Below are 14,087 nucleotides of genomic sequence, written 5' to 3' on the forward strand. Positions count from 1 at the left end.
CGGTCGCCGTCGAAAATCTTTCGGCCGCGACGTCAGGAGGCACCCGGCCTTTCGACTCTAGATCAACAGGGGCGCGCGCGGCGCACGCCCCGGCTGGAGCGGGAAGGCACGGGGGACTGGATGAGAGTCGCGCACGTCAGCGGAAGTCGATGGCAGCGGTCGATGCGCGCGGCGCTCGCCGGCGTCTCGCTCTTGGCCTGTGCGGCCGCCCTCGAGATCCGGCCCGCCGCGGCGCAGGCCTCCTCGGCGCCGGCCCGGACCGTCGCCGTTTCGGTGCCGGCCGGTTCGCTGGAGGGCGGCCTGCTCTCCCTCGGTCGCCAGGCCAATCTGCGCCTGCTCTATCCGAGCACGCTGACCCGCGGTCGGCAGACCGGGGGCGTCAGCGGCCGGCTCTCGCCGCACGAGGCCGTCGGCCGCCTCCTGGCCGGCACGGGGCTGCGGTACACGTTCACCGGCGCCAACACGGTGCGCATATTCGACGGCGCAACGGCCGCCGCTGCTGCCGTCGGCCCGGCCCCGGAGGGGGCCGTCGTGCTCGACACGATCGACGTGCAGGGCGGCGGTACCCAGGGCTTCGTCGCCCGCTCCAGCTCCGTCGGTACGAAGACCAACACGCCGCTCATCGAGACGCCGCAGTCGATCTCGGTGGTCACGCGGGCGCAGATGGACGAGCAGAATACGCAGTCCGTCGCGGAGGCGCTGCGGTACACGCCGGGCGTCATGTCCGAATACCGCGGCACGGTCTCGCGCTACGATCTTCCCTACATCCGCGGCTACGGCGGTCTGAGCCCGACCCAATATCTGGACGGCATGCGAATGCCGGTCGGCAGCTTCGCCATGCCGCAGATCAGCCAGAACAACCTGGAGCGGATCGAGGTGCTGCGCGGGCCCGCCTCGGTCCTGTACGGCCAGAACCTGCCGGGCGGGCTCATCAACCTCGTCAGCAAGCGGCCGCCGCTGACGACCCAGCGGACCGTCGAGATCGAAGCGGGCTCGCGCGGGGCGGCGCAGGCGGCCTTCGACGTCGGCGGTCCGATCGACGATGAAGGCCGCTTCTTCTACCGCTTGACCGGGCTGGCTTCCCGCGCCGACGGCCAGATCGACTTCACCAAGCAGGAGCGGATCGATATCGGGCCGTCCCTGACCTGGCGGCCCAGCGCCGACACCACGCTCACGATCCTGTCGGGCTATCAGAACGATCCCTACGGAGGCTATTTCGGCTTTCTGCCGGCATCGGGCACCGTGCAGGCCAACCCCTACGGCAGGATCCCCCGCACCTTCTTCGATGGCGACCCGTCGCACGACAAGTTCACCCGCCGCCAATACCAGATCGGATACATCTTCGACCACCAGTTCAACGACGCAGTGCGCGTCCACAGCGCGCTTCGCTATCAGCATATCGACTCGGTCTACGAGAGCGTGTTCGGACAGGGGCTCGCCGCCAACAAGCGCACACTGATGCGCAGCGTGATGGATTCCTACGAATCCTTCGGCGCTCTCACCACCGACAACAACATGCAGGTCTCGTTCGGCACCGGCCCTCTTCAACACGAGGCGCTGGTGGGCTTCGACTACACGCAAAGCCGGCTCGACCAGGTCCGCTACTATGGCGCCACGAAATCGCTGGATATCGTCAATCCCGTCTACTACCAGCTCATTCCGCGGCCGCCGCTCTACCAGAGCATCATTCAGACCCAGGAGCAGATCGGCACGTACGCCCAGGATCAGATCAAGCTCGGCCGCCTGTCGCTGGTGGCCGGCGCGCGCGAGGATTGGGCGAGCACCGACACCCGCAACCGGATGAATTCGACGACGGCGTCGCAGTTCGACCGCGCGTTCACCTGGCGCGCCGGTGCGGTCTACCTGTTCGACAACGGGATAGCGCCCTACGCGAGCTACACGGAATCGTTTTCGCCCGTTCCCGGCACCGACCGCTTCGGCGTGGCCTTCAGGCCGACCACAGCCGATCAGTACGAGGCCGGCGTCAAGTTCCAGCCCCTCGGCTGGAATGCGTTCATCACCTTGGCAGCCTTCGACATCACGCAGCGCAACGTCGTGACCGCCGATCCGACCAGCTCCCTGTTCAGGGTGCAGACCGGCGAGGTGAGGACGACCGGCTTTGAAGCGGAATTCAAGGCCAGCCTGGCCGACGGCTGGAACCTCATCGCCTCGTACACCTATCTCAATCCTGAGAACACGAAGGCGAATGGTGGCCTTGAGGGCAAGGAGCCGGTGCTGATCCCGCACAACATGGCGTCGGCCTGGGCGAGCTATACGTTCAGTGATAAGGCGCTGCGCGGCCTCGATCTTGGTGTCGGCGTTCGTTACGTCGGATCCACCTTCGGCGACGCCCTGAATACGTTCAAAGTCCCCGCATATACACTTGTCGACGCGGTGATCCGCTATGATCTCGGAGCCTCCCGTCCGGATCTCAAGGGCTGGAGCGTCAGCATCAATGCGACGAACTTGCTCGACAAGACCTATGTCTCCGGCTGCACCTACGCCGGTGGCTGCTACTACGGTCTGGGACGCACCGTGCTCGCGAAGGTCAGGTACGATTGGTAGCGGAGCGCCGCCGTGGTCCCGTGGAGCAGGCGTCATTTCATGGCTGCCGCCGCCGCAGCGCTCGGGCGGCCGGGCACCGCCTTGTCCAGCGCGGCACCGGCCGCTCCGGTCGCTGCGATCGACTGGGGCATCGTCCAGACGCTCGTCGCGCTGTCGGTGGGCCCGGTGGCATCGCCGGAGCTGTCGGAGTATCGCGACCAGGTCGTCGAGCCGGCGCTGCCGGTCGATACGATCGACATCGGCGCACGGCTGGAGCCCAACCTCGAGGTGCTGCTGCAGCTCAAGCCGCGGCTGATTCTGCTCCCTCTCGGCTACCGGGCGATGGTGGACGTGTTCGGGCGACTCGGAACGACGCACATCGTCGACGTCTATGGCGGCGAAGGCGATCCGATCGAGCGCATCAGCAGGTCGACGGGCCGGCTCGGCGAGCTGGTCGGTGCGGAAGGCCGGGCGCGTCAACTGGTCGACCGGCTCCCCGCGGCGCTCGCCGACGCCCGGCGCTTGACCGGCATGCGCGACGGACGAGGCGTCATTCCGCTGCGGTTCCTGGATGAACGCCACGCCATCGTATTCGGTGCCAACAGCCTGTTTTCGAGCCTGCTGCGTCGTCTTGGCCTGGACTGCGTCTGGACCGGACCGGCGAACGCCTGGGGATACGCCATCGTCGGCGTCGAGGCGCTGGCCGCGTTCCCGGAGGCCCACCTCGTGTCGATCGGCTCCGAACGCGCCGTCGTGCGCAGGCTGGAGCGGAGCTCGTTCTGGCGCGCGCTTCCGCACGCGGGCCAACGCATGACCGAGCTTCCACCGGTCTGGGCGTTTGGGACGATCCCCTCCGCGCTCCGGTTCGTGGCGGCGTTCGCCGAGGCGCCCCATGCGGGCGACTGACGCGGCCCGCAAGCCGGCCGCTGTCGTCGGCAGCCTGTGCGTGGCGGCCGCGCTCGGCCTCGGCGCCTGGAATGCCCGGGCCGTCCTTCACGCGCGCCCGCCGGCCGCTCCGGCCGGAGACGCCGGCTTCGATCTGGGCTGGTTCCTCCTGATCAACAGCTGGTTGCCGAGGGTGCTGCTCGCACTGGTCGCCGGGGCCGCTCTGGCCTTGGCCGCGGCGGCGATCCGCCGGGTCCTTCGCAATCCGCTGGCGGACCCGACGACGATCGGCGTGACGGCGGGATCCCATCTCGCGCTGCTTCTCGGGATGATCCTGATCCCCGCCGTCACGGCAGAGCTTCGGCCCGTGGTCTCGATCGTCGGCGGCCTCGTTGCCGGCGGCTTCGTTCTGCTGCTGGCCGGCCGTTCGCGCTTCGCGCCGCTGGAGATCATCCTCGCCGGCATGACGATCGGTCTCTACAGCGGGACGCTCGGCGCGTTGCTGTCCCTCATCTACAGGGATCGCCTCGGATCGGTCTTCATCTGGTCCGCAGGGCGACTGAACGATGCCGGGTGGGAGGCAGTCGCGTCGCTTGCCGCAGCCACATCCGGTCTCGGCCTCGCCATCGTCGCGCTGGCGCGCGTCGTCGAGATTCTCGATCTGGGCGATGGCGTCGCTCGCGGCGTCGGATTGAAGGTGCTTCCGGCCCGTAGCGCGGTCGTGCTGGCGGCCGTGGTGCTGGCGGCGCTGGTGGTGTCGGTGGTCGGCGTGATCGCCTTCGTCGGGCTCGCCGCCAACGCGATCGTCGCGGCCTGTGGTGCTCGCCGGTTCCGCAGCCAGCTGGGGTGGGCGGCGCTGGTCGGCGGCGGCCTGCTGTGCATTGCCGATCAGGCCACTCTACTGCTGTCGGGGGTGGAGCAGATCCCCGTCGGCGCGGTCACGGTCGTCCTCGGTGCTCCGCTCCTGCTGGGCGTGGTCCGGCGCGAGCGGCTGCCGCCGTCGCGGCCACGGCAAGACGCCGGCGGCCGGCCGGTCCCACGCGCCGCGACGTCGCCCAAGCTCGCCATCCTGGCGCTCGCCGCGCTGCTCATCGCGGTCTGCTTCGCCGTGAGCATCGGCCGCGGGACGCAGGGATGGCTCTTCGACCCGACGGCCTGGCCGAGCGGCTTGTTGCAGCTGCGCTGGCCGCGAGTCGTCGCCGCAGCGGCATCGGGCGCGCTGCTGGGGCTGGCCGGAGCGACGATCCAGCGTCTGTCCGGAAATGCGCTGGCCTCGCCCGAGCTCCTCGGCGTCTCGGCCGGGGCCGTGCTGGGCGTGATCGCCGCGACGCTCGCCCTCGGGGCGCTGGATCGTCCGATGCAATTCGCCGCCGCGTCCGGCGGAGCGGCTGTCGTCCTGGCGGCCGCCTATGCCCTGGGCCGGCGATCTGCGCTCGATCCGCAGCATATTCTGCTCGCCGGTCTGGCCGCGACGGCGCTCATGAGCGGTGTCGTCTCCCTGCTCCTCGCCAGCGGCGATCGAGCCTTCACCGGCCTGATGGCGTGGATGGCCGGCTCCACCTATCGTGTCACTGGGGCGGACGCCGCGCTCGCCGCCATCGTCGCGATGGTGCTGATGATGGCGGCGGCACCGCTGGCGCGGCCGTTGGAGCTGCTGCCGCTCGGGACGGCCACCGCGACCAGCCTCGGCCTGAGCATCCCGCGAAGCCGGCTGCCGATCCTCGCCGTCAGCGCTGCCGCGAGCGCCGCCGCGACGCTGATCGTCGGGCCGCTCAGCTTCGTCGGGCTGATGGCGCCGCACATGGCCCGCACCATGGGCCTGCAGCGGCCCATGCCGCACCTCTACGGCGCAGCGGTGATCGGGGCGCTGGTCATGGTCTGCGCCGACTGGCTCGGCCGCAACATTCTGTTTCCCTATCAGGTCCCGGCAGGCCTGCTCGCCGCCTTCGTCGGGGCGCCGTATGTCCTGTTGTCGATGGCGCGACGCGCACGCTGAGGCGCTCGCCGCCGCTGCCTCGTGCGAGGAGCCGTGCGGCTCAGGCGGAGGCCGAGCCCAGCGTTCGCCGCAGCGTCGTCGACGGAGATTCGCCGTAGATCTGGCGATAGAAGACCGAGAACCGGCCGAGGTGAAAGAAGCCGTGCTGCATGGCGACGCGCGTCACCGTCGTGCCGTCGGCGGCCTGAAGGAGGGCTTGGCGGACCGTGTCCAGGCGCCGGCGCTGAAGATAGGCGAGGGCGGACAGGCCGGTGCGGCTGCGGATGATCGCCTCGATCGTGCGAAGCGCCATGCCCGTGGCCTCGCAGAGCTGCTGGAGGCCGACGTGATCGTCGCGATGATCATCGAGGAAGCGTTCGATCCGTGCCATGGAGGCGGTCTGCCGCTGCCGCGCGAGATGGTCGCGCTTCACCTCACCGCTGACCAGGGTCGAGAGCAGGGCGGCCAGCACCTCGTCCCGCAGCACCCGGAAGCCCTGCTGGCCGGCATCGGCGATGTCCTCGGCACTATGGCCGTCGAGCAGCCGGCTCGCCTTCAGGTAGGCCTGCTGCAGCCGTGCCAGCGCCACCGGATTCGCGCGCGCGAGCGATGTCGGCGTGAGCAGCAGCTTGCGGCGCTGCCGGCCCGTGATGGCCTCGGAAGCCTCCAGGAGAGGCTCCTGGAGCAACACCAGCCCGCCGAGCTCATGCGCGCCGAAGGTCCGCAACTGCGGTGTCTGGCCCGCCGTCCGTGACACCAGGGACCGCCCGTCCACCTCGTGTCCGTCGAACACCGCGGTTGCGCCGCCGATCGATGGCAGCATGTAGGTGATCGATGTTTCGGCTCCGATGAACTCGGATCGGAACACGACGGGGCTCGATACCGCAACGCCTCGGATGGCAACACCGTCGCCGAGATTGGTGATCCGGACGGTCGCCTCGAACGTCTCGCCCACGACCGGGAGCACGCCAAAGCTTCCACCCGGAATCGTCGTCGCAAACGCATCGGGGTCGTCGAAACGACGGACGAACGAATGGGCGGGTGCATAGGGATCGTCCGGCATTCCGCTATCCACGTGCGGCTTGCTTGGCTGCAAACCGGCCCGCCGCGGCGGCCGCGGCGATCCGCTTCGGCCCGCCGCAATGTCCTCGGCGCGCCGTAGCCTGCGCTGCGCGCCTCAGAACGGAGCCTTGGCCTTCTGGAACGCCTTGTCCACATTCCCGGACAGCGCGATGTTGTCCGGGTTCAGGACCATCACCGGCGCGCCCGGCGCCAGATCGAACGCCGACAGATCGGCCCAGATCACGTTCGGGCTGGTGGTCAGCTCGAAGAAGTAGCGCCTGTCGGTGAGGTTCATCGCCGTACGATATTCGGTGTTGTAGATCCCGAACGACTTGTACGGAGCCCCGAAGGGAACCGAGACGTTGCGGGCGATCGCCAGGATCCCGGCGATCGCCTCGCGCTCGCTGGCGGGCTGGGGCAGCATGCGCTTGAAGTAGGAGGCGCGCTGGAAGCGATCCACGGGGCTGACGTTGCCGGGCACCGGCGTGGTGCTGCTCGGCTTGCTGAAATCCATCTTGCTCAGCAGCGCCAGCTGCTGGTCGTAGGCCGGATCGTTGGTGACGACCTGGTAGTCCTTGCCGTGGTGGATAACGGGCTTGCCGCCGATGTACTCGATGACGGCGGAGTCGCCGCCGGCGTCCTCGAGGATCAGGTGGACGTTGGCCTTATGGCCCCGCGCCTCGGCCATCACCAGCTGCACCTTCTCGAGCTCCGCCAGCGCCTCGCTCACGGTCGCCGCGTTGTCGAGGACGTACTGGGCCCACAGGCCGATCTGCAGCCCCGGCTTGCCCGGAGCGCGCGGCCCGAGGTCCGTCTCGTTGAGATACAGCATATGGGCCCCGAGGCCCTTCTCGTTGAAGCCGTCGGCGGTGCCGATGCCGTAGATCGTCGTGACCATGCTGCCGTACTTGGACGTCCACTTGGCCGGGTTGTCCTTGACGAGGACGTCCGGTCCCAGCCGGCCGCCGTCGCGCTGCATGCCGCGCGGCAGCACGGTGAGCACGGGCTCGGTGCTCTCCGGCCAATCCATCGTCCGGCCGACGACCACGGCAAGCTTGTTGTCGTTCCAGAGAATGCGGGTGCACGCAGACGCTGTTTCGATGGATCCGAAACAAGCGACCACGGCCGCGGCCACCGCCTTGGCCCACACCGAATCTGCTCGCATTTCACCCCCCAGGTCATGCGCGAGGCTCGCGCCGTTGGCGCTCGTCGCCCCAAAGCCAAGCCGGCCGCGATCCCCACATCACGGCATACGTCCACCTGCCGTTGCCAAGCTGGCGTCCGGCCGCGCGACCATATCGGGCGGAGCCGCCGGACACTATCCGGATCACGCTGAATTGTGGTTGATGCCTTCGCGGTTTACGGGGCGGACGCCGGATCCCTGCGCACGCTGTCCGGGCCTTTATCCGGGACCCATCGACCGAGATGAGCGTGGTTGCGGGCGCACCGGAGCCGAGCCTTCGCACGTTCACGTTTCGACGGTGAGGAGCTCTCGCTTCAGCATCTGCTCGAGCCAGTCGGCGAAGACCTGAAGACGGCGGGACAGGTGCTGGCGGTGGGGATACAGCAAGGTCATCGGCATCGGCGCGGCGCGGTGGCCCGGCATCACCTCGACGAGCTCGCCCGCCTCCAGGTGTCCTCTGACGTCGTAGGCCGGAATCTGGATGAGCCCGAGCCCGGCGAGGCAGCAGGCGATATAGGCCTCGGCGCCGTTGACGGTGACGCGGCTGCGCACCGCGACGGCGCGTAGCGCGCCGTCCTCGATCCACTCCCAGTCCTCGACGCGGCCGCTCGACGGCGAGGCATAGTTGACGGCCCAGTGGTCGGCGAGGTCGCCAGGCGTGTGGGGAACGCCGTGGCGCTCCAGATAGGCGGGGCTCGCCACGTTGACGAGCGGCAGCTGGCCGACGGGGCGGCCGATCAGGCCGGAATCGCTGAGGGTGCCGACCCGCAGGACGCAGTCGACGCTGTCTTCGACAAGATTGATCGCCCGGTCGGTGACGCCGAGATCGATGTCGATCTCAGGATAGAGATCGAAGAACGCCGGCAGCGCCGGCGCGACGATCAACCGGCCGATGCGGCCGGGGACGTCGATGCGCAGCCGGCCGGAGGGTTTGGCCGCCGTCTGACGGAACAGGCTTTCCGCCTCCTCCACGTCGGCGACGAGGCGAAGGCAGCGCTCGTAGAAGGCGGCGCCGTCCCGGGTGGGCGAGACCTTGCGGGTCGTGCGGTGCAGCAGCCGCGCCCCGACCCGGCCCTCCAGCTCCTGCACGGCCGCCGACACCGAAGAGCGGGGCAGGCCGAGCGTATCGGCCGCCCGGGTGAAGCTCGCGCATTCGACGACGCGGGCGAAGATGCGGAACAGGTCGACCCGATCCAAAGCGAACAGCCATCTCGATTGTGCGCGGTTTCTGACAGGTGATGTCAGAATGTTCGTCTTTATCAGCCAATTCCAGACGATATGGAAGGGCCACGCAAGCGACCGCACGGCGCGGCCGCATCTCTGGACAGGAGGCTCACGCCATGGCCGACCATAGCATCAAGGGCAAGACCGCGATCATCGCCGGCGGCGCGAAAAACCTGGGCGGGCTCATCGCCCGCGACCTCGCCGCGCACGGGGCCAAGGCGGTCGTGATCCACTACAACAGCGCCGCGACGAAGGCGGATGCCGATGCGACCGTGGCCGCCGTCAAGGCCGCCGGCGCGAACGCCGTGGCCTTCCAGGCGAACCTGACCAGCGCCGGCGCCATGGAGAAGCTGTTCGCCGATGCGGTGGCCGCGGTCGGCCGTCCGGACATCGCGATCAACACCGTCGGCAAGGTGCTGAAGAAGCCGATGGCCGAGATCTCCGAGGCCGAGTACGACGATATGACCGCGGTCAACTCCAAGGCCGCCTTCTTCTTCCTCAAGGAGGCGGGTCGGCACCTCAACGACAACGGCAAGATCGTGACGCTGGTCACCTCGCTGCTCGGCGCCTATACGCCGTTCTATTCCTCCTATGCCGGCACCAAGGCGCCGGTGGAGCATTTCACCCGGGCGGCCTCCAAGGAGCTCGGCGAGCGCGGCATCTCGGTGACGGCGATCGGCCCCGGCCCGATGGACACGCCCTTCTTCTATCCGGCCGAAGGGGCGGACGCCGTCGCCTACCACAAGACGGCGGCGGCCCTGTCGCCGTCGTCCAAGACCGGCCTCACCGATATCGAGGACATCGTGCCCTGGATCCGCCTGCTGGTCTCGGACGGCTGGTGGATGACCGGCCAGACCATCCTCGTCAACGGCGGCTACACCACCAAGTGAGCGACGGGCGGCCGGGCGAGACCCCGGCCGCCGCTCGAGCGCGTCGCGATCGGGTGGACCTACCCGATCGCAAAGGGAAGTGGTCCACGGGAGGGGCTCGGCATGCACATGGCCATGGTGATTGGCGGCGGCATCGTGCTGCTCGGCCTGTTTCTCCTGTTCGGCAAGCTCTGGGGCGGGGCCGATCCGGACCTGGCCCTCGCCGCCAAGGCCTTCATTCCGGTCTGGCTCACGGTGTCGCTCACCAACATGTGGGTGGGGGTGAACCGGGCCGGCTATTCGGTGCGCGACGAACTGCCGATACTCTTCATCGTCTTCGCCGTGCCGGCGGCGATCGCCGGTGTCGCCATCTGGCGCCTGGGGCATGTCCCGATCAGATGAAATCAGCTAATCGGGAAGCGCTCGAGCGCGGTGAAGGGACCGACATGACCGATCAGGCCGCCGACCATCATCCGCTGCTGCGCCGTCGCGACGGCCATCATGCCCGGGTGACCTTCGAGGAGTTGTTCTTCGATCTGGTCTACGTCTTCGCCGTCACCCAGCTCAGCCACGAGCTGCTGCACAACCTCACCCTCGCCGGCGTGGTCGAGACGCTGATCCTGTGGTTCGCGGTCTGGCTCGGCTGGCAATACACCTGCTGGGTCACCAACTGGTTCGACCCCGAGACGCCGCGCATCCGCGGGCTGATCTTCGCCATCATGCTGCTCGGCCTGGTCATGGCCTCGGCCATTCCCGGCGCCTTCGGCGAGCGGGGCCTCGTCTTCGCCGCCGCCTATGTGGCGATCCAGGTCGGGCGCACGGCCTATATCGTCTGGGAGCTCGGCTCCGACCATCCGCTGTCGGCCAACTATCGGCGCATGCTCGGCTGGGTCTCGATCTCGGCGGTGTTCTGGATCGCCGGCGGCTTCGCCCAGCATGAATGGCGGGCGATCCTCTGGATCATCGCCGTCGCCTGCGAGTACGTCTCGCCCATGTTCGGCTTCCCGCTGCCTCGCCTCGGCCGTTCGCAGACCAGCGATTGGACCATCGAAGGCGGCCATCTCGCCGAGCGCTGCCAGCTGTTCGTCATCGTGGCGCTGGGCGAGACCCTGCTCGCCACCGGCGCCACCTTGGCCGCAGCTGCCAGTTGGGACGTCGCCATCCTGTCGGCGCTGCTCGCCACCTTCCTCGGCACGCTCGCCATGTGGTGGCTCTATTTCGGCACGTCGAGCAAGGACGCCACCGAGACCATCACCCATTCCGACGATCCCGGCCGCATCGGCGCCTACTTCCACTACATCCACGCCATCCTGGTCGCCGGCATGATCGCCACGGCCGTCGGCAACGACCTGGTGCTGGCGCACCCGCACGATGCGCTGAAGACGCCCTATGCGCTCATCCTGTCCGCTGGGCCGGCCATCTACCTGCTCGGCAGCGCGGTCTACAAGAAGGTCGTCTATGGCGTCGTCCCGACGTCCCACCTCGTCGGCATCGTCGCGCTGCTGGTGCTGATCCCTGTCGCTTTCGCCGTCGACCTCCTGGCCATGGGCTGGCTGACGACGATCGTCATGCTCGCGGTCAGCCTCTGGGAGGGGCGCATGCTGCGCAAGCGGCGGTTCTCGACCGGTGCGCATCCGGCAGCGCACTGAGCGCGCGAGCAGCGTGGCGGCGGGGCGGCTGTTCGCAAGGCTGAGGATATGGATGCGGGCGGTGTGACCTGCCGCATGCGCGATGATAGTGGCCATAATCCTCCTTCCGAGCCGGCCGGTGAGAGCTGAGAAGATGACGGCGGAGACGATTCTTACTGCGCTGTTCGCGGCCGAGGCGGTCGACGCGGACCGTTTCGCGCCGAGCTTTCTGGCCCGGGCTCCGGCGACGCAGGTCACGCAGATCGTCTCCGGCTTGCGGCGGCAGCACGGGCCGCTCGGCGGCGTCGATGCCGCGGGCGATGGTTTCTCGCTGCGCTTCGAGCACGCCCGCATTCCGGCCCGCATCACCTTCGACGCGGACGAGCGCATCATCGGCCTCTGGTTCGGCCTGGCCGAGGCGGAGGGCGACATCGACACTCATGTGGCGGCGATCAAGGCGCTGCCCGGCCGCACCTCGATCCTGGTCACGAGGGACGGCCATCCGCTTGTGGCCCATGAGGCGGCAACGCCGCTCGCCGTCGGCTCGGCCGCCAAGCTTGCCGTTCTTCTCGGCGTCAAGCGCGCCGTGGAGCAATCGCGCTTCGCCTGGGACACGGTGGTGACGCTCGATCCGACCTGGAAATCGCTGGCGAGCGGCCAGCTGCAGGACTGGCCGGACGGCGCGCCGCTGACCATCGCCACGCTCGCGCATCTGATGATCTCGGTGAGCGACAACACCGCGACCGACGCGCTCATCCGTCTTGTCGGGCGCGAAGCCGTGGAGGCTCTCTCGCCCCGCAATACGCCGTTCCTGACGACCCGTGAGCTTTTCATCCTGAAGGCCGGGGAGAGCGTCGAGCTTCGTGCACAGTGGCGCGATGGCGACGCCGTCCGGCGCCGGGCGATCCTCGCGCGTATCGCCGATGCCCCGCTGCCACCGCCCCACACGCTCAGCCCGACGCCCACGCCGGATGTCGAGTGGTTCATGACGGCCGAGGAGCTGTGCGGCCTGCTCGACGCGACCGCCGGCCTGCCGAGCGTCGGCATCAATGGCGGACCGGTCGAGCGCAAGGACTGGCGGAGCGTCGCCTACAAGGGCGGCTCGGACGTCGGTGTGCTCAATCTGTCGAGCCGGCTCACCGATCGGGACGGGCGGGTCCACTGCGTGATCGCGACCTGGAACGGCGACGGCGCGCTGGATGAGAACAAGCTCTTCGCGCCCTATCGCGGGATCGTGGCGCGCCTGGCTATGCGCAAGGACTGACGGCGTCGCGCGCCGTTGCCTGGCGGGAGACACGGCGACCAGAGCACGATCCCCAAAATGGACGCCGGCGTTTGAGTGGATGGATGGCCGGGCTTGACCCGGCCATCCATCCCACTTGAAAAGCCAAGCCGTCGCCGTGGCCCAAACGGTCCCTCTCTGTGCAACCGGTATCGAGGATGCCGCAGGGTTGCGGCATTCTCACTTTCGGGCTTCGCGGGTTCTTCCGACTTTATTCGCCGATCAGATCCCCAAAGAGCTCCCATGCCTTGCCGTTGAAGCGAACGAGCTGCTGCTGTTCCACGGGCTTGTAGTCCGACGGCCCCGTATTGATCTTGATGCCGGGCAGCAGCAGCGGCAGCTCGACGTCGCGGAGCGACGTTGCAACCTTCATGATGCCTTTGCGGCTCAGCTCGGGTCCCGACCTTTCGAGCACCCGGACAAAGAGATCCGACAGCGTGACGGCAAGCACATTGCTGATGTCATTGACATCACCCTCGGGATAATAGGTCTTCATGAAGTCCATATAGGCCTTCATGCCGGCATCGTCCTTCCAGCGCGGGTCGCTCGGGTCCTTCAGGTAGCGTGCCGAGATGACCCCCAGCGCATTCTCGGGGCCGGCCGGGATCAGCACTCCGGCGATCGAGCTGCCGCTGCTGCTGACGATGTGGACCGGCTTCCAACCGATCTCGGCAACCTTCTTGATGATCTGCGCCGCAAACTTCGGCCCCGCCACATTTACGAGCACGTTCGCACCGCTCGATCGAAGCAGGATCACCTGGGAGTCCACCGTCGCATCGGTCGGCTCATAGCTCGCCTGCTTGACGATCAATTTGTCAGCGTCAGGGCCCAATCCCTGTTTCAGCCCCGCGATAAAGTCTCTACCGAAGTCGTCGTTCTGGTACAGGATCCCGATCTTGGCATCGCCCACGTTATTCTTGATATACTTTCCGTATATCGTCGCTTCCGATTTCGTGTTCGGAACAAAAGCAAGCGTCCACGGGAAGTGTTGCGGGTCGTAGAATCGCGCGGCTCCGGATGCTACGAAAAGCGCCGGTACTTCTTTGGCGTTGATGTATTTCTGAGTCGCAGCATTGGTCGGCGTGCCGAAAGGAGAAAACAGCACGAACACGTCGTCCTGCTCGACCAGGCGCCGCACCTGCTCCACCGCCTTGGGCGGGCTGAAGCTGTCGTCGAGCGAGATCAGCTCGATCTTCCTGCCGTTGACGCCACCCTTCTCATTGATCATGCGAAAGTAGGCCGCGCTCGCCCGGCCGTGCGTGCCGAACGTGGACAGAGGTCCACTGTAGGGCACCGTCTGACCGATCCTGACCGACGAGGCGGTGACACCAGGCGTCGCCTGCTCCGCGCCGGCCGCGACGCTCCAGGCAAGTGCGCCGCCCATTGCCCATAGGGCCCACGCACGGCGAGCTCTCATCTTCATTGAGGTTCCCTC

The 14,087-nt window shown here is 67.9% G+C and carries 11 protein-coding genes; 7 read left to right on the top strand and 4 right to left on the bottom strand.

Going from position 1 to position 14,087, the window contains the following annotated elements; all coding sequences use genetic code 11:
* Positions 1–162: 162 nt before the first annotated feature.
* From ACZ5PO_RS13135 to fhuB, 3 genes are read left to right on the top strand one after another with little or no spacing between them, the layout of a single operon-like run.
* Positions 163–2,565 (top strand): TonB-dependent siderophore receptor, encoded by a 2,403-nt coding sequence (locus tag ACZ5PO_RS13135; protein WP_464194069.1) that lies wholly within the window; start codon positions 163–165, stop codon positions 2,563–2,565.
* Between the two features lie 39 nt (positions 2,566–2,604).
* Positions 2,605–3,450 (top strand): ABC transporter substrate-binding protein, encoded by an 846-nt coding sequence (locus tag ACZ5PO_RS13140; RefSeq protein WP_464194071.1) that lies wholly within the window; start codon positions 2,605–2,607, stop codon positions 3,448–3,450.
* Positions 3,437–5,425, top strand: a complete 1,989-nt coding sequence (fhuB, locus tag ACZ5PO_RS13145) for a Fe(3+)-hydroxamate ABC transporter permease FhuB (RefSeq protein WP_464194073.1) — start codon at positions 3,437–3,439, stop codon at positions 5,423–5,425. Before ACZ5PO_RS13140 ends, fhuB begins: the two co-directional genes overlap by 14 nt.
* Positions 5,426–5,465: 40 nt before the next feature.
* Here the strand turns inward: fhuB and ACZ5PO_RS13150 are convergent, their stop codons facing one another.
* From ACZ5PO_RS13150 to ACZ5PO_RS13160, 3 genes are all read right to left on the bottom strand, one after another.
* Positions 5,466–6,467 (bottom strand): helix-turn-helix domain-containing protein, encoded by a 1,002-nt coding sequence (locus tag ACZ5PO_RS13150; RefSeq protein WP_464194075.1) that lies wholly within the window; start codon positions 6,465–6,467, stop codon positions 5,466–5,468.
* Positions 6,468–6,581: 114 nt separating this feature from the next.
* Positions 6,582–7,631, bottom strand: a complete 1,050-nt coding sequence (locus ACZ5PO_RS13155) for a linear amide C-N hydrolase (protein WP_464194076.1) — start codon at positions 7,629–7,631, stop codon at positions 6,582–6,584.
* Positions 7,632–7,934: 303 nt separating this feature from the next.
* Complete coding sequence (locus ACZ5PO_RS13160) at positions 7,935–8,846, bottom strand: LysR family transcriptional regulator (RefSeq protein WP_464194079.1); 912 nt, start codon at positions 8,844–8,846, stop codon at positions 7,935–7,937.
* Between the two features lie 143 nt (positions 8,847–8,989).
* Here ACZ5PO_RS13160 and ACZ5PO_RS13165 point away from each other — a divergent pair, with 143 nt between their 5' ends.
* The 4 genes from ACZ5PO_RS13165 (at position 8,990) to ACZ5PO_RS13180 (ending at position 12,634) form a co-directional block, all read left to right on the top strand.
* On the top strand, positions 8,990–9,763 hold the full coding sequence (locus tag ACZ5PO_RS13165) for an SDR family oxidoreductase (protein ID WP_464194081.1): 774 nt from the start codon (positions 8,990–8,992) through the stop codon (positions 9,761–9,763).
* A 102-nt stretch (positions 9,764–9,865) separates the two neighbouring features.
* Positions 9,866–10,144: a hypothetical protein gene (locus tag ACZ5PO_RS13170; protein ID WP_464194083.1), complete on the top strand. Its 279-nt coding sequence runs from the start codon at positions 9,866–9,868 to the stop codon at positions 10,142–10,144.
* A 44-nt stretch (positions 10,145–10,188) separates the two neighbouring features.
* Positions 10,189–11,391 (top strand): low temperature requirement protein A, encoded by a 1,203-nt coding sequence (locus tag ACZ5PO_RS13175; protein ID WP_464194085.1) that lies wholly within the window; start codon positions 10,189–10,191, stop codon positions 11,389–11,391.
* Positions 11,392–11,524: 133 nt separating this feature from the next.
* Positions 11,525–12,634, top strand: a complete 1,110-nt coding sequence (locus tag ACZ5PO_RS13180; RefSeq protein WP_464194087.1) for a serine hydrolase — start codon at positions 11,525–11,527, stop codon at positions 12,632–12,634.
* A 229-nt stretch (positions 12,635–12,863) separates the two neighbouring features.
* Here ACZ5PO_RS13180 and ACZ5PO_RS13185 read toward each other — a convergent pair whose 3' ends face one another.
* Entirely contained in the window at positions 12,864–14,075 is a 1,212-nt protein-coding gene (locus ACZ5PO_RS13185; protein ID WP_464194089.1) for an ABC transporter substrate-binding protein, read from the bottom strand.
* Positions 14,076–14,087: the final 12 nt, after the last annotated feature.

It is taken from the genome of Chelatococcus sp. KU-N122 (genome assembly GCF_055391085.1).

What these genes read in the sequence shown, in the direction of transcription:
- ACZ5PO_RS13135 (WP_464194069.1), top strand. Translation starts at nt 163, where the DNA reads ATGCGCGCGGCGCTCGCCGGCGTCTCGCTCTTGGCCTGTGCGGCCGCC.
- ACZ5PO_RS13140 (WP_464194071.1), top strand. Translation starts at nt 2,605, where the DNA reads ATGGCTGCCGCCGCCGCAGCGCTCGGGCGGCCGGGCACCGCCTTGTCC.
- fhuB (WP_464194073.1), top strand. Translation starts at nt 3,437, where the DNA reads ATGCGGGCGACTGACGCGGCCCGCAAGCCGGCCGCTGTCGTCGGCAGC.
- ACZ5PO_RS13150 (WP_464194075.1), bottom strand. Translation starts at nt 6,467, where the DNA reads ATGCCGGACGATCCCTATGCACCCGCCCATTCGTTCGTCCGTCGTTTC.
- ACZ5PO_RS13155 (WP_464194076.1), bottom strand. Translation starts at nt 7,631, where the DNA reads ATGCGAGCAGATTCGGTGTGGGCCAAGGCGGTGGCCGCGGCCGTGGTC.
- ACZ5PO_RS13165 (WP_464194081.1), top strand. Translation starts at nt 8,990, where the DNA reads ATGGCCGACCATAGCATCAAGGGCAAGACCGCGATCATCGCCGGCGGC.
- ACZ5PO_RS13170 (WP_464194083.1), top strand. Translation starts at nt 9,866, where the DNA reads ATGCACATGGCCATGGTGATTGGCGGCGGCATCGTGCTGCTCGGCCTG.
- ACZ5PO_RS13175 (WP_464194085.1), top strand. Translation starts at nt 10,189, where the DNA reads ATGACCGATCAGGCCGCCGACCATCATCCGCTGCTGCGCCGTCGCGAC.
- ACZ5PO_RS13180 (WP_464194087.1), top strand. Translation starts at nt 11,525, where the DNA reads ATGACGGCGGAGACGATTCTTACTGCGCTGTTCGCGGCCGAGGCGGTC.
- ACZ5PO_RS13185 (WP_464194089.1), bottom strand. Translation starts at nt 14,075, where the DNA reads ATGAAGATGAGAGCTCGCCGTGCGTGGGCCCTATGGGCAATGGGCGGC.